The organism is Ruegeria sp. CDSB086 (assembly GCF_059611065.1).
Genome location: NZ_JBXWOV010000004.1, coordinates 203,395 through 222,813 on the forward strand (window position 1 = coordinate 203,395; position 19,419 = coordinate 222,813).

A 19,419-nucleotide genomic window follows, 5' to 3' on the forward strand; every position below is an offset into this window, starting at 1 on the left:
GAGAACTTAGGTTTTATTGCGTGGGTCAGTCAGGCAGAGTTGCAAAGGCACAGGCCACCAGCCATTCCATCGCATTCGACTTGATCCCATGTTCGGCCGCGATTGCAATACTGCGGCTTTCAAAAATCTGTGTGTAGATAGGCCAGGCTTCCTGATTGGGTGGGTAGAACGCTCCGGCGGTCTTACGCTGTTCCCATTCATACAACTTCCCCCCCGCTACGCCGAAACTGATCTGTCCGGGGATTTTTTTGCCACTGAGTTCGTCCGTAAAGAGCGGGTCAGAAAATTCCCGATGCCCAAGCCCTTGCACGAAACTCACGTTGGCGGGGTTACATCCCAGTCCGAACCACATTCCCTCAACTGCAGCGTTACGCACTTCCGTGGTCGCCACACCTTCTGACGCGAAATACATTGCCATTTGCCCCGCCCGCCAGTTCGAACCGGGGCCAAAGCGTAGCCATCCCAGGCCCCAGGGATAAGCGGCAGTGTTGTGCAGCCCGAAGTCGCGCCCCATGCGCTTACCGTTCAGGGTGCGCTGCTTGATCCACCCTTCGATGGCTCCAACGATCGCGGTATTAACCTCTCGACCCTCGCGCGCGGCTCGCACATACTCAAGATAAGCGGCCGGAAACACTTCTTTTTTCAATGAAGAGTCTGGCTTCTCGGCTTGCGGCACGAAAGGGTTTTGGTCTTCAAATACCTTGCGCGCTTGAGGATCTCCGCTAGCTCGGTAGACAGTTGCGGCCGCGGCGATACGGATCTGGTTAACTCTACTAAGTGCAGAGTCAGAAAACCCGTCGGTTGGCTGTTGTTCGGCCCAATGCCAAGCGCGTGTTGCCTCAGCGACGATGGCACTTCCTAGAACGGTATCGCCGCAGACATGATGGATCACATGGCCCAGCTTTGCAGCCCCATAAGCAAAACGATAAGCAGCCCAATCCTCTGGGCCATATGCATATGCTTTCTGAACAGGGTTCCATGATACTGAGCCCAGAATTCCGCTGATGGAATACTCGACCCCTCCGATAATCGCACCATTTTCGTGCTGAGTTCGACGCCACAGCGATGCCCCCCAAAGTGCCTCGTGGATCAGATCAGGCAGAACGGTTTCGCCGTCACCCCTATCGTCATCGTCTTTGCGCGATGCGACATCTGCGTGCGAGAAGGTTTTTTTGCTTTCCGGAAGGTTCAGGTTCAGACTGCGACAATGGGGGAAGGTCTCGACGATATCGGCCATGTGGAAGACGACATCCATATGTTGAATGCGCCGATCCCAATCCCCGGCATCATGCCAACCGCCCCAAGCTTTGGGGTTGGCCTTCATAGATGAGCGCTCGGGTGCCGTGTCTGACCCGCCCAGAGTGTTTACATTTTCTGACAGCGCTTTTGGGGCCCGCACCTTGCCGTAGCCATCCCTCATATTCCCAAGCTTCAAATCCGTCTGCCAGACCGTCAGCCCATCTGCCGGATGCCCGTTGCGGGGACGGGTTCGGCCCTCACCATAAGGTGCGGCGATCTCACAGCCAGACCTTTGATGGAAATACCATCGGGCAGCCAGGCGGAGCGCTTCATCATAGGCCGCTAGGGATACGTTGAACGGGAATGACCGCCCTAATCCAGATACCTGAATCTGGTATTCACCATCAAGTTCAAGGTCGGAGAAGTCGGCCTCATAAATACTGCAACCATTGAAGTTAAGGCCATTCCGATGTGGTTCTTCGGAGGGTTTGGCCAAGGTCAAACGACCCGATCGAACAACGGCGCCATTTTGCGTAGATACCAAGCTCCATTCAGTTGCGGGTGACAACAATGCATCAGTGCTGCCATTTTTGCCGACCTGATCCTGTCCCAGCCAACTGCCGACATAAGCCTTTTTGGGCCCGGTCAAAGGATAGCCCGCCTGACACACATGGATGGATTCACTGAATACGTCTGGGTCTTTTACATATTCAGTCTCGGCAAAGGATGGACCCGTGATGCTCAGAACAGCACCTTGAGGAATGGCGCGGTCAAGTTCCAATGTCACCAAATGCCGCTTGGTGCTTTCCCACCGACGATCAGCAACGGCTAGCGTGCGAATGGGCGAAGACTTGCGCCAGAGACCGACAATGCCCGCTGGCTGTCCGTCAATCAGAACACGCCAGTTGTCGGTTCGATCCGCCGCTGCCTGCGGCTGAATCGCAGAGTTACCGATGCGAAAACCGTCCTTCCGACTTTGCTCCTGAACCTTAGGCCAGGCAGTAAATATTTGCGGCGCTGTGGTATGCGCATCGCCCGAGAAATAGCCTGGCAATCCGTTCAGCTTGCCGGACGCACCAAACCCGTTTGCCGGGTCCGGTGACCAGCGAACCCGGTCGGAACGCAACACTTCGACCGGGGTCGACATGTCCAACATCGTGTCTATCACCGTCAATTGGAACCCATTCTCTCCGACATATCCAATATCGGCCTTGTCGGCGGCGGCCGCTGTAAAACTGGGCGCTAGCGTAACCACAATTGGCGCGGCGGCCACCGCCGTGCCCCGCAACAAAAATGCCCGCCGTGAAAGTTGCATTTGCCCCATCCTCTCAATAGGCGCGAGAAAGCCCCTAGCCTAAGCTTACACCCTTCGATCCAAACTGCGCATGAACCTATAGATCAGTTTTGGGCGAAACAGGCTGTCAGGATACATAAACATCCCACAGACGCCCTCCAACAGCGCTAGTGGTTTGCGCCCATACTGATATTGGTTCCGAACCCCGGACCAGAAGATATCAATCTTCCGCGCACGCAGCAGGAATCGCAACCGCGACCCGAAGGCTTGCCGCATTGCCGGGTTGGCTGAAACCTTTTCGATGCACGGCACTCGCCGGGCAAAAGCGGGATCACGGGCTCTGAAGTTCGCTCCGCTGGCCACCTGCCGATAATACAAAAGTGGCGGTCCTTCGACTACGGCGAACCCTCCGATCAAAGCGACACGGCACCAGAACTCCCAATCCTCGCCATACACGAGGTCTTCTTCATAACCGCCGGACTGCCGCGCTGCATCGGTTTTCATCGCAAGCGCACCGCCATTCACCACATAGTTTTTACGCAACAACACAGCCAATTGGTCCTTGCTAGGAACAAGTAAGCGGTTGTCCGCGCCATTCATCTCCTGACCCACGGTGTTGATCCGTTGAACACCGGCGATGGCTGCAACGGCGTCGGACGTTGCCAGCACATCCGAGTATCTTTGCAACGCTTCAGGGTGCAGCAAATCGTCCGCATCCAAAAACAGCACGAACTTTCCGAGCGCTAAACTCAAACCTAGGTTGCGGGCCGCACCGACACCTTTGGCCCGGCCAGTCACTGGGGTAAAACGCACGTCGCGCATAGCGAAACGCTCCAAGATCTCACGGGTGTCGTCTGTCGAGCCATCGTCAATACACAAAACTTCGAATTCCGTCATTGTTTGCCGGCATACGCTTTGTAGCGTTTCCTCGACATAGCGCTCCATATTCCGAGCGGGAATGATGATCGAAAACTCAGGTTTTGAGTTGTCCATATCAGCCCCCTCCTGCTCGGTCCAAGCGGACGGCAGCTGAATTGTATTCGTCGAAACGGATCTGCAAAAAGGCCGCCAACATCCCGGCCCCACGATAAATTTCGAGCGCTCCTTTACAGCATCTTGCCTTTGACCCGAAACCAAGGAAAACGCACATCACAAGCCCCCAACCTATAGCCGCAAAACCTTTTACCACACGTATCGGTATTCCCTTGCGACGGATTTGAGCTATCCGCGCCAGTGTATGCCCCATGCGAAACCAACGACGCCTGAGCCAATGCATCGTCGCCCGGTGAGCTGGGATATGATCCCAGACCAGAGCCTGCGCAGCAGCGCGGATAGTTCCGCCCGATTCGATCCGAAGTCGCGAAAAAAACTCCTCATCCTCTCCGCCAGTGGTGTTAAAGCGGGCGTCGAACCTCATGGTCTGTTTTCTAATGATGGCAGCATCCGCCATTGAATTGTTGGTGGCAGCTGATGGAAGTTCAGCCCCCTGCTCATAGGGACCCATTCGGAACAGGTTCAGTTGTTCGACCCAAGCGGGTGGGGCTTCGTCGTAACGCGGTTCGACAGCTCCCTGAACCGCAACAGTGTTTGGTAAAATCATGGTTCCTAATAACTCTGCCAACCAGTTTTCAGAGGCGGTTTCATCATCATCAAGAAATGCAAAATAGTCCGCATCCGGAGGGGCCTCGGCCAATGTCCGGTTGCGCGCCGATACAATCCCGCGTTCGTGTTCCAGAACGTAAATCACTGGCCAACATGACAAATCCTGAATTTCGCCCAGAACCGAACGGGCCGTCGTAGCTGGAGCGTTGTCTGCAATCACGAGCGTTACGCGCACATCGCGGGCGCCAAGCTGCTGATCGTTCAGGCTGTCAATCAATGCCCGCAATCCCTGTGGACGTTTATAGGTCGCTATACAGATCGCAACGTGGGTTCCCGCCTGAGATCGTGCGTCAACGCTCATAACCGACCATCTCTAGCGCATGCCCTGCTATTCTGTCGAACCTCGCCTTTTTTCCGTCTGACCATGATGCCCAGCGCTTGATCGGGTTGAAATCCACTGACTTGGTCTCTGGTTGCCAGCGCTCTTGATCCGAAGCCTTCGAGCGGGACGATCCACGAACGGGCATCTTGTCGATTTCATCCCAAGGGAACACGGCTTCATCCAACCCAATATGATACAAGGTTTTTCTTACGTATTCATGCGTATCGGCAAGGATATCTTCGTAGCGGACGACCATTGTATCGTCGTTACGGTTCAGGCCACCTTCGGCAAATGTCATGATGGCCTCGGCACCCAAACGCCATTCATCCGCCAGTTGGCGGAAATTTTTGCTCGTAAGTGAAAACCGAGAAAATGTCTTGAGCGAAGAGTCAACGACATCACGCCCGTCCCGAATGCACAGGATGATCTTTGCATCGGGAAAGATGTACCGCGCCAGTGACAGGTCATGAACGTGGGGGCATTTCAGCAATATGTTCTTACCATCAACCTGCGCTTGCAGTTCTCTGAACCAGCTGCCAGCAAGCATGGCCAGCACGTCATACTGGCCCAAGACTTCTTCGTTTCTTGGGAAGTATCGCAAGAAATCCCGAGTAAAAGCCGCAGCATCCCCAGCCGCGTGCAATAGAGGGAACTCATATAGACGACCCGGATCAGCCCCAACATCAGGGTGCATTGCGATGAGGTCGCGCAAGAAATTGGTGCCTGATCGCGGCATCACACCAAGCACTAAAACCGGAGTCTCGATGCTGCCACGCGCTTTTCGAGCTAATGTGGCAAGCTTCTCCCCTTTCTCCGGAGAGATAACCGGCAGAAAATCCTCGCTATCCAGAAAGCGCGCGCCCAGCAAACGCCGGGTCATCCGCACCACTTGGTTCAAGCGCATATCTCCAGCCATGTTCAAAGTGTTTGATACGCTCATAATTCACTCATTCGCTGCAGAATTGACAAAACTCATATCGCGCCAGGTCGGCCAGGGTAGAACCGCACGCCCAGTAAGTTGCGCCACATACTTAACATCTGATCGGAAATGCTCGACCAGCATCTCCCGCATTTCTGGCGTCGGAGGTGCTACCTTCGTCTTCAAGTGTTGCTTGTTCATCGAAATAGCCTGCTTGAGCCCAGGCGCTTTTTTGAGGTTTTTCACCAGATCCTGCATCCCCAGCGAGCGCATCGCATCCCCTCCGTAGCGCAGCGTTTTTTGAACTACTGGGTAAAGGTAAGTTACGTTTTCGTGATGCCGTTCTGTGAGTGACGCTGGGTGCCGTTTGGGTTCAACACCAAGATGACCACACACTTGCTCATAAATTACATTTGGATTCGACGCGATGTCCTCGGAAAACAAAACGAGCAGAGCATCGCGATCGAAATTCGCCAGCCAGGTCTCTAGAACAGCCTTGTATTGGCTTTGTAGTGAATATGCAGGATTTCGTTTCCAAGCGGCTTCGAATGTTGTTTCTGGTGGGATATGGCCTTTGCGGATCTCGTGCATATGGTTCGAAAATGCCCGTTCGATTGGGTCTCGCAATATGCATATAAGCTTCAGATCCGGGCTATACTGGGCTGCGCGTTCAGCGGCGTCACGACTAAAGAAGTAAGTCGGCGAGCACTCACCCTTGATCGCATTTTCAGAACTGCCATGGAAATAGCTCTCGTACCATGTGTATCCACGGTCATAATTCGCCGTAAAAAAATTAAGCTCCTTGGGCTCGCTGGTCGCAATCAATGGATGCTCTGAGAGAACATGATGCAACCAAGTGGTTGCAGCTTTCTGCGCGCCAATTCCTATGAAATCCACTTTCGACACATGAATTCCCTTCTGAACAACTCAACCCACTAACAAGACAAGGGAAAAAGCCCCGAGCCTTTTTAACAATTCACTTTAACTTCAAAATATCTTTCTTAAGAACCACGCTGATCGTATGGGGGTACCTGCGAAAATGCCTCTTTCGAATGTGACCGGGGCCAGTCGCGGTACGGTGAAGCCATTCCAATCCGATTTTTTGCATCCAAACAGGCGCGCGCGCATAGTCTCCGACCACATAATGAAAGCAACCGCCGCATGTCACGATCCAAGCGCAATGCTCCAGACGAGGCGTAATTTCGAGTGAAAAGAGTTGCTCCTTTGGCTTACCCAACCCAACCCAAAGAACATCGGCCTTACTGTCATTGATGTCAGCGACAACCGCGTCAACTTCAGACTCGTCAAAATAGCCGTTCCTCCGACCTGCTATGGTCAAGCCAGGATGAAGCTCAATCAGCTTTTCAGCGCAGGAACGGTTGATCTCTTCCGTGCCACCCAACAGATAGTAACTGATATCATGCTTAACGGCAGGTCCGGCTGCTGTGTGGATGAAATCTGTTGTCGCCGTGCGCTCTGGTATTGGCTTCGAACCTCGCGCAAATTTGGAAGCCCAGACAACGATCTGACCATCCGCATGCACTATGTCCGCAGAATTAATTGCCTTGGCAAATTGCGGGTCCTTTTCGTACAGCGAGATACCGTATGCATTAGCATCGAAAACAGTCAATGCGCGTTGAGCCTCACCGCTTCGCCGGCGTTTGACATCTTCGACCATCGCTGAGCTAAGTTCGGTATCGCTGACAAGCGCAACTGGCATCCCACTTACAATCACATGTGGCAAGCGCATCTTCAGAACTCGCTCCATCGTTACTCACTCTCAAAACAAATAGTACAAATACTTCTAACTTGAGCAACACTATCAAAGACCGCATTTTTTTTGAAACTAAAATTGCTCTCTGATCCGGTATTGATCTTGGATGCGCTGACAAGGTCAGCAATCAAAGCCGGCACTTTTCGATTTTGGCTTCAATATGAGCGATTCCGATACATTGTTTTTGGTAAATACAGTTTTTTCTGTTGCCGTCGCCCGTAAACCCTTATTGTCCAGTTATCGTTGTTTGAGATTGTTTATTGTTATGACTGATCAGTACCGAAAAGTTTTGGACGCAGAGCTTTCCGGTTTAGGCGTTGCTCCGGCAGGAGACCCTGAACTGCGAGTGATTTCGAGTATTGCTTGGGCGATCAGACGCTCGATCGGTTGGATTTTCCTGGCAGCCTTTGCAGTCGCGTTTGCCGCCTATGTTCTGACCTACACTTCCGATACCAAATACACCTCGAGTGCGAAGGTGATGATCGACACCCGCGTCCAAACCGAGACGCAGTTCACGACACAAGTGTCCGGACTTCCATTGTCATTGACCTCTTTGGAGAGTGAGCTTGAACTGCTGCGCTCCACCGACATCATCGAAAGCGTTGTTGATCGTCTGCAATTGCAAGACGACCCCGAGTTTTCGGGCGCGGAAGCTGGGTTTTCCCTAAACCCAATCTCGTGGGCCCGCAGCTTGAAAGATGTGATTGTGAACGCGATCGGCGGAGACAATGGTGCGGCAGGCGATCTAGAACCCGAGGAACTGCGTGAAATTCAGCGCGCGGCAACTGTTGAAAAACTTCTTGAATCCAGGCAGGTAGAGCAGATCGGGGAGATATCAGCGGTTTACAGGATTAGCGTCACTTCAAAGTCCCCGCAAAAAGCAGCAAGTATCGCAAACTACTTGGCCTCTGAATACTTGACTGTTCTTACGCGAATGAAGCGCGATGACCTTGACCAGGCACAGCAATGGTTGTCGACACGGATTAACCAGATTCGCGAGGATCTTAATGTTCTAAGCTCCGAACTGGAGTCGCATTCGATCGAGACACCGTTCTCGCCTGAGGAATATGCAACGATCAAAGCGCAACGCATCAAATCAGAGAAACGGGCGCAGCTGGTTGACGCAGAGATCGTCGCGCAGGACGGGCACCTCAGTACCATTCAAAACCTGATCAACGAGGGAAAAACACAGGAAGCCATTTATTTTGCTTCCGAAGTCGGTTTGATATTCCCTTCTGAAGCAATGGACACACCGGAGGAACAGGCCGAAGTGCTGGACACCGGAGTCAAGGCTCTGGAAACCAAACTAGAGGTCCTCAACGGCCAGAAGGTAACCCTCGAAAAGAGCATTGAAACCTTCAAGGAACAGCAGGTGCGTCAGGTCCAGCACGCTTCGATCACGAAGAGGATAGAAAATGAGATCCTTGTCGTTGAGACAATCTACAGGGACTTTGTTGCCCAACTTGGTCGCAGAGCCGAGCAAAGGAATTACCTTGATGCGGGAGCCCATATTATTGAACGGGCTCGCGTGTCCGTTGACCCATCTGCCCCCAAGAGGTCGTCCGTCGCTCTAACGACCATGTTTGCGGTTATCTTCTTGGGCCTCGGTTTTACCGTGGTTCGCGAACTGCTGCAAAAACGCCTGAGAACCACGTTTGAATTGGAGAACACAACGGGAGTAAAGCTTTCGGCGATCATTCCGGAGGTCAAAAACGAACCGCCGTTCGAAACTTTCTTTATGAACAACGGAAAGCTTGATCCGACGTTGATGCACTACGGCCGAAAACTTTTGGCCAGCAGCGCCATCGGCCTGCGAACAATGCGACCCGATGACGAAACTGCGACACCGCAGTCGGCCGATTTATTTGCCAAAAACTCGGACAACAAGCATAGAAAGCGGGTCGCCGAAGAAGGATGTACTATCTTATCTGGTGCAGCGGCTTTGCCAGATGAGGGAAATACCTCAACTCTTCTTCTGATCGGATCAGTGTGTGCGCAAGCAGGATATCGAACGCTAATCATCGATTGTGATACATTAACGTCCACTTATCGCGACCTGTCTCAGATGACAGCAGAGTCGCTGAAACTTGCGACAACTCATCCTCTTTCACTGGAAAACTATATCGTTGGAACACCTCAGGATGGTCTGGACATCCTTCCCTTGATCGGTGCCCAAGAGAACGAAGGTCAAATAAAGTCCGTGGAGGACTTTCTGTGTTCTACAGCTTTTGTTAGCCTACTCCGTTCACTTTCCGGAACCTACAATACCATCCTTCTGGATACGCCGCCGCTGTTGAGCGCAGTGGAATCAGGCTATCTATCGCAGCTCTCTGATCGAGTGATCCTGTTTGTTCGATGGAACGACACGCGGCGAAAGTCCATCCTTCAAGCCATGCGTGAACTTGAGAACGCCGGTGTACGACCCTCAGCCTTAGTCGCTACACGCGTAGACATGAAACGCGTCAAGCTCTACGGGGATCCAATTCTTGGGTAATCGCATTTAATGGTATTGCTGGGCACGCAGTTCACTAAAGTTTTTTGATATGGTTAGCGAAAGATCTGGCGCTCGCCAATCAGCACACTAATTTGCGAACTGTTGTCTGATCTCGGAATGCCACCGTCGACGCCATTCCTCATTGATGCGCTCGAAGCCTTCCAGCCGTTGCAGGGCAGCATCCCGCAGCATTTCACGAGTTTCATCGGGCATAAACATCTTCTTACCCTTAAAAACCCTAGGCGGTGCGTCGACTGCCGCGATCCGCTTCACAGCACCCTTCGCCGGGTCAACGAAGCTGACAATGCGGCTAAGTACTTCCGCCGGGTCCGCGCTCAGGCTTTCCAAGTAATCTATAATCACATTATCGGGGCCATAGGCGTTCTGCCACCTTTCAACCAGATCGACATAGCGCCGGCAAATATTCATCTGATACTCGACTTTTTCCCTGTAAAATGCGACCTCATCATCGATTCTGACAGCACGAGTGGACATTCGACAATGCGACCACAATTGCTCAAAAGGGTTTCGCAGAAGGATCACTATTTTCAAGTTCGGTAAATGTTTTTTGAGGTTTTGAACCTCGTCGTCGTCAAGCATATGGTAACAAGGCGAGATGTCACCGCTTATTCGGTTCTTTGGAAAAAGGTTAAGATACCAGTCCAGGTCCCGCTGAGCGGTAGCAAAACTGACAGCCCAGTTTAAGCGCTTTAGATCCTCTTTCCCTGTTGCAACTTGTTTGGCTATCTGAGCAACTGCGCGGCGCTCTTGACGGGCCGCCCAGTGTTTCGAGAACAGAAAGTTCCTGAGACCCCCATCGTAGCCGATTTTATTGTGCGCAAAAAATTTGATTTCTTTTACAGGTGACACGTAAATCTCGGTACGTTCCTTAAATAGAACCTGCAGGGTCGATGTACCGCATTTTGGCATCCCGATGCACAGAAAATCGGGTCCGCGCCGAGACCTGATCGTCGCACTCATGTTTGTTTCATAACCCATTTCAAACGCCTACTGCCGTATGACGTCGCATACCCGTCAGGTTTTTTCGAACGTCAGTCCAACAAATTGGGGCACCGGGTTGCTGAACTCTAGGGCCTAAATACGCAGGAGGAATTGTACACAAATGCATAAACTTAACTCGTCAACTTTGAACTCATAAAATTTGGATTTGATGATCTACTAACTCACGTTCTATGGGGCATTACGTAGCCAGAATCTCGCTACGCTCACTCGGTAAGTGGTGCATCTTCGGTGATTTCCTGAACAGAAATCTCCAGACTGTCACCCGGTCGCAATTGCGTCAGTTTGTCTGCGACAAGTTGCTGAAGCTGGCCGTCTTCGGTTCGAAAAATTGTGACCGTATAGTCGATATCGGTTATGAGGCTTTCCGTTCCAATCTCATTGGATGCACCTGCCAAGTATTTCGAAATTGTGTCCAATTGATGCTTGGCGTCGCGTACGGATAGGCTTGCAACCCGGCGCTCTTGCAGCAATCTCAATGTCCGTTCTTGTTCGAATTGTTCCTCATCGCGGATTAGCCGGGTCAAAATGAGACTGGTTCCTGCCAGATCTTCTTCAACTTCCAGTAGCCGCGTCGCGGACAACACCGTTGTACGACGCGTATCCGCCAGCCGCGATCCGGGTGCTAATCCTTTGTCGACCAAACTGACTACGCGAGCCTCTTCTTCTTCATCAGCTTCCAACGCCTTCGCCAGTTCAGTTATTTGCTCTTCCAGAATTCTGACTCTCTCGGCCGCCTGCTGTCTCGCATCTTCAAAGAACTCGCGTTCACCGGCCTCGTTTTCCTGGTTGATACTGCGGATCCTGATTTGCTCGGCGACCAATTCGGCCAGAACACTAGGCGATACTGTGACGGACTCGGGAACTGGCGGCTCAAGATCCATGTCCTGTGCGAGTTCACTCGAGCTGCGCCAAGATTGGACAAGCGCTTGCGCATGTTGAAGGGCAGCCTGGCCATACGCAGTCTGCCAGCGCAGCAACTGGATTGGGTCGATTGTCACATCATCGGCCAGCAACATGCTGCGGACCCCACCCGCCAAGGCGACAGCCTCGCGCACGGTTATTGCTGGTCTGTAGTCTATTTCGCCGGTTCGAGCGACGTCGCCGCCGATTATGATGGGCCTGTATCCATTTCGAGCAATCTCAATCTCATCACCAGCGAGCTGGATTATGTAGATGTCGCCGTTAAGGTCGTACTGTTTGACGATTTTACCTGCGGCATCTTGCCGGACGAGCAGTTCCAGTCTCTCCAGAGATAGCCCTTGCGTACGAAATTGCCCCAGCCATTTCAGGTTTACATCGCCATGAGCGTCTATTGTGGCGTCAAAGGACAGGTCATCCAGCCCCGTTAGCGAAACGCTGACTTGATCTCCTGGTTCAAGGTCAAAGTCCGCCATCGCCGCTGTGGCTAGCATAAGGCAGGACAAACCAAGTGCGCATGCTGTGAATAGCTTCGACAAGTACCGGATCGGTTCAAGCATCCCAAACCACCTTTGCTACTTAATCTTTTCACCCATTAAGCCAAAATAAGCTCAGTCAAGGGCTCCGAATTCACTGTCCTGTTCCGTTGCACACCACACCAATGGTTCGAAACAAAATCTTAAGGTCGAACCAGAAGCCGACTTTTCGCACATACTCACTGTCGAAGATTGCGCGATGAGCAAACTCGACATCGTTGCGTTCGGACACCTGCCATGGACCGGTAATTCCTGGCTTCATCAGGGTGTAATCCCCGCCCGGATACAGCTTCCGCTGCTCCGGCATCATCGGCCGCGGGCCAACAAGGCTCATGTCGCCGATCAAGACATTCCAAAGTTGAGGCAGCTCATCCAAAGACGTCGCTCTAATAAAACGGCCAAATTTTGTAATGCGGGGATCGTTGTCCAGCTTCTGCTTTGTTTCCCATTCGACGACAGCAGATTCATTTTCAGCCAAATGTTGCCGCATAATTTCATCCGCGTCTTCGACCATCGAGCGGAATTTCAGGAAATCAAATTCGTCACCACCGATACCAATTCGTTTCTGGCGGTAGATTGCAGGACCGCCATCAAGCCTAATCAAAAATCCAATGGCAAGCATGAGCGGCAAAACAAAAGGAGCGCCGATCAATACCAGTGCAAGATCAAGCAGGCGCTTACCTTTCAACGCGTAGAAGCCCTTTAGCCTTTGGCTGACATCACTCTTTACGCTAGATGTCTGATTTTTATTATAAATTCTAGGTTCTTCAAATCTAAACGAACCGGGAATATCACTCATATTAACCCCCTAACACGCAGGACAGCGACGTCCCCACACTAATAACTCGCGAATGGCCAAATAACGCTGTGACCTAAAATGAGGCCAGAACGCTGCTGCCTAACTATTTTCTACTCAATAGACTTGGACCTGTAACCGCCTTAAACAGCCACCCACCCATAGTTATTACTCCGATTCGCACAAAAAACCGTACCGGAATTGCCCTGGCGACGAGCATCGCACTAAAGGCAACGTGAAACAACTTTTTTGTTGCTGAGGCTGAGCCCGCGAATACGCAATCGCACAAAAATTGTTCACAGGTCCACCATGCCCTTCCCTGCGTTGCTATCTCCTAAAGCAGCAGGGACGAGGCGGCAAATAAATGTGAATTCACCACCAAGTCGGCACGTTCCGGCAATTTTGGCTAGCTGCCGGATTTCAAAGGGAGCTTACCTGCAAGTTTCAAGCGCAGCTTGCTCCCCCACAAGATTTTGAGCCCCATGATCAGAAGAGGAGTGCACATCCCGATCAAAAAACCAAAAAGCAAGGCTGAACTGACCCCCATGCCGTTGAGGATGAACGCCACAAAACAAAATGCGGCGACCAAAGGTCCGGACAGTAAGTAAACAATGACCATGTTCAGTGTTTGCTCTCAGTGTTTGTCATTTAGCCGGTACTTATCGATGCTCAGTCCAATTTGTGGTCTTTTTAAGGCAACCCCAGTGTTGTTGCTGTCGCGACGTCTTTTTGGTCGAACACAGAAAGGCGACACGCACTCGATTGCCATCGATCGCCTACATAGTATTGACGCGCCCTGACTGCGACAGGTCTGACGAAGAAACCAAATCCACTCGGCAAAAAAATGCCAGAATTGCAACACCCAGTCTACTTTAGGGTGTCCACCTGCCGCTGGGATTGAGCTACTTGGACGAAGGAAATCCACCGATCAGCAAGCGCCGCTTTAGCTTTCGCACGACAGCCAATGCGGCGGTCTGGCCGACATACAGTAATGCAACGAACATTATCGTCAGGCCAAGGGCCAAGATCGCAAATTGCTGCATCAAGCCCGTCGATGCGTTCGCCCACAACCCTAAGGGCGCAAATGCAACTAAGCCCGCAAGTGCTTTGCCAAATTCTGCCAACGGGATGCTGATACGGTCAATCCGACGCCCGTATTGAAAATAGACCAGAAAGCTCAGAATTGCACTCACAAGAAATGCATAAGCCGCTCCTTTTGCGCCCAGCCAATATATGAACAGATACGATATCACCGCATGACCAAGCAGCGTTGTCACCGAGATAATCAGCTGCAGGACCGTCTTCTTTGATCGTGTAAACGCGAAACTAAGGTAGGCACCCTGTAATCCAAACACAAATGATGAGAGCGTCAGGATACGAATGTATCCGGCGGTCTGGTCTGCAAAGGCAGGCTCGAACAGAAGATTGGCAAAAACGTCCGCCGAAAATATCAACACGGCAAGGATCGGCATTGAGATCAGCATCAAAAACGAGAAGTACCGGTAGAGAACCGCATCTGACGAGGCTTTCCCCTGAACTTCTTGGGCCTCGAAGACCGAAGGGCCAATCACACGTGACAGCGTTCCCATTGGCAGGCGAAGTGTCCGTGCCGCAAGGGATTGTGCAGCGGCGAAGTATCCAACAGCCTCCATCCCCGCCAAAATCGCCAATATCGACTGAGAAAACATCGCGAAGAATGTTGCGCTGGAGGACACAATGGCCAAAGGGAAGCCGAATGAGAGGTATGTTTTCAATTCGGCTAATTTGGGAACAACGATGCCTGAACGCCGAAACGCGATGAGCAATGCGTAACCTCCGGTCACAGAAGCCCCAATCGACATTCCAATCACGGCACTTTCGTAGCCCCCTCCGTTCAGGATAAAGCCAACCGCCAGCGCGACCCCTAATGCGTGTCGCAACAAAGTCACCGCAGCATATTTTGGACCTTCGTGATACTGGCGCAGGCAAGCTGCCCCAAGCTCATGCATCCCGTGGCTGATACAAAAAATCGCCGCAAATTTTAGGTTTTCGACCCATTCTCCGGGCAAGACCAGCGTTACGAGGCTGGACAAAACCACAAGAATAAATGCCAGCACAACCGATGCCCCCATAACGGTGGCAATTGTCCTACCCTCAAACTCCTTGGCGTGATGAAACCGGGCGATCGCAATAACCAGCCACAAAAACGAAAATGAAAACAGGATCGTTCCGACCAAAAGTGTTAAGTTGTATCGTCCAAACTCTGCCGGGCCCAAAACTTTCGTCATAACCATCAAAATGGCTATCGCAAAAACCGCAGACAGAACTCGAGGGACAAAAAACCACGTCATTTCAGAACGCCTTACAAGAAAAAAACTTTAAACATAGCTAGATACAATCGCCCATTTCGGAGCAACCAGGAGAATTGAATCGGCACAAATCGTTGGACCGGTAATCGTGAACGACAAACGCGGACCGTTCGTCGCAATACCCTATGCGTGATCTGAGTGTATAACATCCGAATTTTTTAATCTTACATTTGGGATTAACTGGTCACTATTGTCTATGGGAACGATATCTGAGCCTACGACCGTGCAGCGAAGCGGTGCTTGTAGACAAGCGTCCGCCATCTTTGTACGGTTTTGTGGCTTCAGCAGCCCTCTTCTGCTAAGTGATCCTTTTTTGTGAACGTCTCTTTCGTCGACCAGTTTTTGCCATGAAACCTGTTACCCGCAGCTTACCGTATCAATATCACGCAGGAACATCGTTTAACCACCTTGTGCTTGCTTTTTGCCTGTGTGTTCTGGTGGTGATTGGCACTCACTTTCTGGCAATCGTGTTCTGGCAGAAAGGCATCGCAAACAAAATCGGAGTTCTACTGCTAGTTCCTGTACTTACGATCACCCTATTGTATTTTCGGCACCTTATCCGCGGTGCGGTTTCATCCCCCGAAATCACACTGCTAGTTATTTTTGCATTTTTTTCAGTGCTTTGGAGCGACTTCCCCAGACATTCTTTCGAGCGCGCGGTTCCATTGGTCGTAACAACCGCGCTTGGACTAGTGCTGGCCAGTGTTATGTCCTTACGGGGATTGCTTTTGTTTTTGGCGACGTTCTATGGCATCGTGATTTTGCTGGCTATGGTGGCCATCATAGCCTTGCCCCAAGCACGAGGCATTCCACCGTGGGGGAATACATGGAACGGGATTTTCCTGCATAAGAACGGCCTGGGAACTGCGGGGATGTTCGCGTTGCTAACGTGTTCCTATGCATCTGGACAATTCACTGGCAAACTAAAGACTGTCTTTGTTGCGACGGCAATTTTGGGACTATTCCTATTGATTGCCTCAGAATCACGGTCATCTCAGATCATCGCCCTGTTCTCTGTGACAGCGCTGTATGTTAGCAAAATTATGCCTCGAATGGAGACAATTTGGGGTATGGGATACATACTGTTCTCAATGATCTTTGTAGGCATGGTCGCATTTGTACTTGCCTCGACACTTGCAGAGCCTCTGTTTTCACTGATCGGACGAAAGCCCACGTTGTCGGCCCGGATTCCAATTTGGGAATTGGTCTGGCCCAATATTATGGATCGGTTCTGGGTCGGCTACGGATATGCCGCCCACTGGTATGAAAATGCTTCGCACCTGAGTGTGTATTCGAGCAAGGCCAATTTGGGCTTCCTGCCCCACTATTCCCACAATGGGTTGCTTGAAACATTTCTTAATGTGGGTTTTGTGGGAATTTCTCTTTTGCTTCTAGGGTTGTTTCGCTTTTTCTTCTCGATGTTTTATGGGCTACGCTTCATCCCGGACCGTGAACCCATAGTCTTCGTTTTCATTTTGGGGATGGTGTTCATCTTCTCAAACATCACTGAGAGCATGGTGATGGAAAGGATGAGCGCCAGCTGGATTTTCTTCGTTGCATACACCACAAAGATGAACCTTGTCGCGAAAGCGCTAAGGGCCTCGGCGCGGGCGAACTATGCCGCCGCGCATTAGTTTCGGTTTATGTGGGCGGACCAAAACCTGCGATTTCCTGCGACCGTTTCTTTAACGACAACCATTTCAGCAATATTTGGATCCAAGCGAGATTGACAGCTACGGCTGAGTGGTATGGAATTTAGGCATTATCTTTTTAAGCCTTAACGAGTTCCTATTCGGTGGGAGACCCACATGAAAACAGCTATTTTTGCAGGCGGCAAGGGCTCGCGCCTAATCGAAGAAACACGCGTTCGTCCCAAGCCTTTGGTTGAGATCGCGAACCGCCCTATCTTGTGGCACATCATGCAGCACTATTCGACCTATGGTCATCACGATTTCGTACTGGCCCTGGGGTACATGGGCGATCTGATCAAACAGTACATATCGGATCTTTGTCAGCATGACGGAAATCTGCGCGTCGATTTCGCCAAGCGCGAACTGTTTGGCGAGCCAGAGTATCGGAATTCGGCCATAGACACCCAGATGCCGCCCTGGACTGTCGATCTTATTGACACGGGCACCGAAACGATGACCGGGGGTCGGCTGGCCCGTTTGCAACCTTACCTTGGCAATGACACGTTCATGCTGACTTACGGCGACGGGGTTTCGAATGTTGATCTGGACGCGTTATTGGCTTTCCACAAATCTCATGGCAAATTGGCAACCATAACCATGGTCCGGCCGCTAACGACCTTCGGTCACCTTCAGGTGCGCGAAGATGGGCTTGTGGAAGGTTTCATGGAAAAACCAGAAGTAGCGACTGACTGGATCAATGGCGGCTTCTTCGTGCTCGAACCCGAAGTTTTCGACGCGGTTGCAAGCGTCAATGGCGACGACATCATGTGGGAAGAGGGGCCTCTTCCTAAATTGATGGAGCTGGGCGAATTGATGGCCTATCGCCATTCCGGTTTCTGGTACTGCATGGACCACCTAGCAGACAAAAGACGGTTAGAAGAAATGTGGAAAAGCGGGAACCGTCCGTGGGCGACTTGGGAAGAAAAAAATGGCGCTCGGGACGATGTGTCGGGGCAGAATGGAGACAGACACCGGCTGGGTATTGGTCGTGGCGCGCATCCCGGTGATTGGGTGCGATATAAATCACTTTAGTGCCACCTGCCCTCGGGCTGCACAATGCTTCAAGTGGTTTCACTTATGCCAGACACCCATTGCTCCCTGCGGTACAGTATGGACGATCACTCGTCATTGAGCGTCGTTTCGGACGGGTGAGAGATTTGTTAATTTTGTGTTTAGTAGGAGTATTAGGTTGACGAGTTCTATGAATTTCAAACAAGCCCGACGAGATGTCTTGATTTTCTCTCAACGCAAGTTGAACACAGGTATTTCACGCTGCTCTGGGTACGAATTCGAAGATGTGGTCGCTCAGGTTGAGGGCGCGGATATCTTGATGCCAGCCCGCGCCCAACAAACGCGCGTTCAGGTTAATCCCAAAAGATGGCTGTCGAAACATACGGGTCTTTTCAAATATTGGACATCTGGCGTGCCGAAGACACGGCTTGAAAAAGACTATGATGTCTTTGTTTGCAATGTTCAAAAACCAATTGAGCTGCTTGCCTTGGATGCCATCCCGAATTGGCGCGAAAGAACGGGTGTAGCAATCTGCGTTCTCGAAGAGGTCTGGGCTGCTGACGTCGCTCTTTATTCCCCTTTGATTAAATCCTTGTCCGAATTTGATCTGATAACCTGCGCGTTTGCCGAAACCTGCGAACTATTACACCGCTTGACGGGTAAGCCCGTTATCCAAATGCCTGCAGCTGTAGACATGGTGCGATTTGCACCGGCTGCGTCACGTGTTGAAAGGCCTGTTGACGTCTATTCAATGGGTAGAAGGCGTCCAGAGCTGCATGAGAAGCTGGTAAAAGCAATGAAAGCCCGTGGCGGCTTCTACCTGTACGACACGGCGACTAAACCTCCGGTCACCGAGCAGCAATCCGCGCACCGCGAACTACTGGCCAGTATCATCCAACACAGTAAACTTTTCGTAGTAGACATCGCAAAATTTGGCCACAAGGACCAATGCTCAGGACATCTCGCATGGGGCCCCCGACAAATCGAAGGAATGGCGGGCGGTGCAGTTCAGGTTGGATACGCGCCAGAAACACCTGACTACTATCAGTACTTTGATTGGCCCGAAGCAGTGTTCCGTTTGCCTGAAGACTCGGACGAGGCCTTGGAAAGCCTTCTGGCGTTGCTGGACAACCCGGCTGAACAACATCGTAGGCGGAAAATAAACTTCGCCAATTCGCTGCAAAGGCACGACTGGGTGCACCGCTGGGCCAGTGTATTAGAGTATTTGGATCTGCCGGAAACCGTGGCCATGATAGATCGCCACAGTCGCCTGAATGACATGTCCCGACAGCTAGGTATAAGCCAGCCAGAACAGCCCGACCTCGAAACGATTTCCTAAAACGACTTCAAGCCAAGCAGTTTCGGGCGTTTATTCACGATCCAAACTGTGGA

General features: G+C 51.6%; 15 protein-coding genes. 4 read left to right on the top strand and 11 right to left on the bottom strand.

All coding sequences use genetic code 11. The features are described 5' to 3' along the window. Positions 1 to 25: 25 nt before the first annotated feature. From AC2FIO_RS10220 to AC2FIO_RS10245, 6 genes are all read right to left on the bottom strand, one after another. The gene (locus AC2FIO_RS10220; protein WP_496697376.1) at positions 26 to 2,554 is read right to left on the bottom strand and encodes a cellulase N-terminal Ig-like domain-containing protein; all 2,529 of its coding nucleotides are present in this window, start codon (positions 2,552 to 2,554) and stop codon (positions 26 to 28) included. Positions 2,555 to 2,599: 45 nt separating this feature from the next. Then, on the bottom strand, positions 2,600 to 3,526 hold the full coding sequence (locus AC2FIO_RS10225) for a glycosyltransferase family 2 protein (protein WP_282170110.1): 927 nt from the start codon (positions 3,524 to 3,526) through the stop codon (positions 2,600 to 2,602). A gap of 1 nt (position 3,527) precedes the next feature. Beyond that, positions 3,528 to 4,496 (bottom strand): glycosyltransferase family 2 protein, encoded by a 969-nt coding sequence (locus tag AC2FIO_RS10230; RefSeq protein WP_496697378.1) that lies wholly within the window; start codon positions 4,494 to 4,496, stop codon positions 3,528 to 3,530. Next, positions 4,486 to 5,457, bottom strand: a complete 972-nt coding sequence (locus AC2FIO_RS10235) for a sulfotransferase family protein (RefSeq protein WP_496697380.1) — start codon at positions 5,455 to 5,457, stop codon at positions 4,486 to 4,488. Before AC2FIO_RS10235 ends, AC2FIO_RS10230 begins: the two co-directional genes overlap by 11 nt. A gap of 3 nt (positions 5,458 to 5,460) precedes the next feature. Continuing rightward, positions 5,461 to 6,342, bottom strand: coding sequence for a sulfotransferase family protein (locus AC2FIO_RS10240; RefSeq protein ID WP_496697382.1), 882 nt, complete (start codon positions 6,340 to 6,342; stop codon positions 5,461 to 5,463). A gap of 70 nt (positions 6,343 to 6,412) precedes the next feature. Next, positions 6,413 to 7,186 carry a WecB/TagA/CpsF family glycosyltransferase gene (locus tag AC2FIO_RS10245; protein WP_496697384.1) on the bottom strand — a complete coding sequence of 258 codons (774 nt, stop codon included), beginning with the start codon at positions 7,184 to 7,186 and terminating at the stop codon, positions 6,413 to 6,415. Between the two features lie 184 nt (positions 7,187 to 7,370). Between AC2FIO_RS10245 and AC2FIO_RS10250 the strand changes: the two genes are divergently transcribed. Further along, positions 7,371 to 9,704: an exopolysaccharide transport family protein gene (locus AC2FIO_RS10250; protein WP_496697386.1), complete on the top strand. Its 2,334-nt coding sequence runs from the start codon at positions 7,371 to 7,373 to the stop codon at positions 9,702 to 9,704. A gap of 87 nt (positions 9,705 to 9,791) precedes the next feature. Here the strand turns inward: AC2FIO_RS10250 and AC2FIO_RS10255 are convergent, their stop codons facing one another. The 5 genes from AC2FIO_RS10255 to AC2FIO_RS10275 all read right to left on the bottom strand — a co-directional run bounded on the left by AC2FIO_RS10255 (position 9,792) and on the right by AC2FIO_RS10275 (position 15,307). Next, positions 9,792 to 10,703, bottom strand: coding sequence for a sulfotransferase (locus tag AC2FIO_RS10255; RefSeq protein WP_282170104.1), 912 nt, complete (start codon positions 10,701 to 10,703; stop codon positions 9,792 to 9,794). A gap of 227 nt (positions 10,704 to 10,930) precedes the next feature. Beyond that, positions 10,931 to 12,205 carry a polysaccharide biosynthesis/export family protein gene (locus tag AC2FIO_RS10260; protein ID WP_496697388.1) on the bottom strand — a complete coding sequence of 425 codons (1,275 nt, stop codon included), beginning with the start codon at positions 12,203 to 12,205 and terminating at the stop codon, positions 10,931 to 10,933. 70 nt (positions 12,206 to 12,275) lie between these two features. After that, positions 12,276 to 12,980 (bottom strand): sugar transferase, encoded by a 705-nt coding sequence (locus tag AC2FIO_RS10265; RefSeq protein WP_496697390.1) that lies wholly within the window; start codon positions 12,978 to 12,980, stop codon positions 12,276 to 12,278. Positions 12,981 to 13,383: 403 nt separating this feature from the next. Beyond that, positions 13,384 to 13,596, bottom strand: coding sequence for a hypothetical protein (locus tag AC2FIO_RS10270; protein WP_496697392.1), 213 nt, complete (start codon positions 13,594 to 13,596; stop codon positions 13,384 to 13,386). Between the two features lie 283 nt (positions 13,597 to 13,879). Then, on the bottom strand, positions 13,880 to 15,307 hold the full coding sequence (locus tag AC2FIO_RS10275) for an oligosaccharide flippase family protein (protein WP_496697394.1): 1,428 nt from the start codon (positions 15,305 to 15,307) through the stop codon (positions 13,880 to 13,882). A gap of 365 nt (positions 15,308 to 15,672) precedes the next feature. Between AC2FIO_RS10275 and AC2FIO_RS10280 the strand changes: the two genes are divergently transcribed. The 3 genes from AC2FIO_RS10280 to AC2FIO_RS10290 all read left to right on the top strand — a co-directional run bounded on the left by AC2FIO_RS10280 (position 15,673) and on the right by AC2FIO_RS10290 (position 19,366). Continuing rightward, positions 15,673 to 16,959 carry an O-antigen ligase family protein gene (locus AC2FIO_RS10280; protein ID WP_282170099.1) on the top strand — a complete coding sequence of 429 codons (1,287 nt, stop codon included), beginning with the start codon at positions 15,673 to 15,675 and terminating at the stop codon, positions 16,957 to 16,959. A gap of 174 nt (positions 16,960 to 17,133) precedes the next feature. After that, complete coding sequence (locus AC2FIO_RS10285; RefSeq protein WP_282170098.1) at positions 17,134 to 18,048, top strand: sugar phosphate nucleotidyltransferase; 915 nt, start codon at positions 17,134 to 17,136, stop codon at positions 18,046 to 18,048. 169 nt (positions 18,049 to 18,217) lie between these two features. Further along, complete coding sequence (locus AC2FIO_RS10290; protein WP_496697397.1) at positions 18,218 to 19,366, top strand: glycosyltransferase family protein; 1,149 nt, start codon at positions 18,218 to 18,220, stop codon at positions 19,364 to 19,366. Positions 19,367 to 19,419 lie beyond the last annotated feature (53 nt).

Excerpts from the sequence above, each read along its gene's own strand:
- AC2FIO_RS10220 (WP_496697376.1), bottom strand. The coding sequence starts at position 2,554 with ATGCAACTTTCACGGCGGGCATTTTTGTTGCGGGGCACGGCGGTGGCC.
- AC2FIO_RS10225 (WP_282170110.1), bottom strand. The coding sequence starts at position 3,526 with ATGGACAACTCAAAACCTGAGTTTTCGATCATCATTCCCGCTCGGAAT.
- AC2FIO_RS10230 (WP_496697378.1), bottom strand. The coding sequence starts at position 4,496 with ATGAGCGTTGACGCACGATCTCAGGCGGGAACCCACGTTGCGATCTGT.
- AC2FIO_RS10235 (WP_496697380.1), bottom strand. The coding sequence starts at position 5,457 with ATGAGCGTATCAAACACTTTGAACATGGCTGGAGATATGCGCTTGAAC.
- AC2FIO_RS10245 (WP_496697384.1), bottom strand. The coding sequence starts at position 7,186 with ATGCGCTTGCCACATGTGATTGTAAGTGGGATGCCAGTTGCGCTTGTC.
- AC2FIO_RS10250 (WP_496697386.1), top strand. The coding sequence starts at position 7,371 with ATGAGCGATTCCGATACATTGTTTTTGGTAAATACAGTTTTTTCTGTT.
- AC2FIO_RS10255 (WP_282170104.1), bottom strand. The coding sequence starts at position 10,703 with ATGGGTTATGAAACAAACATGAGTGCGACGATCAGGTCTCGGCGCGGA.
- AC2FIO_RS10260 (WP_496697388.1), bottom strand. The coding sequence starts at position 12,205 with ATGCTTGAACCGATCCGGTACTTGTCGAAGCTATTCACAGCATGCGCA.
- AC2FIO_RS10265 (WP_496697390.1), bottom strand. The coding sequence starts at position 12,980 with ATGAGTGATATTCCCGGTTCGTTTAGATTTGAAGAACCTAGAATTTAT.
- AC2FIO_RS10270 (WP_496697392.1), bottom strand. The coding sequence starts at position 13,596 with ATGGTCATTGTTTACTTACTGTCCGGACCTTTGGTCGCCGCATTTTGT.
- AC2FIO_RS10275 (WP_496697394.1), bottom strand. The coding sequence starts at position 15,307 with ATGACGTGGTTTTTTGTCCCTCGAGTTCTGTCTGCGGTTTTTGCGATA.
- AC2FIO_RS10280 (WP_282170099.1), top strand. The coding sequence starts at position 15,673 with ATGAAACCTGTTACCCGCAGCTTACCGTATCAATATCACGCAGGAACA.
- AC2FIO_RS10285 (WP_282170098.1), top strand. The coding sequence starts at position 17,134 with ATGAAAACAGCTATTTTTGCAGGCGGCAAGGGCTCGCGCCTAATCGAA.
- AC2FIO_RS10290 (WP_496697397.1), top strand. The coding sequence starts at position 18,218 with ATGAATTTCAAACAAGCCCGACGAGATGTCTTGATTTTCTCTCAACGC.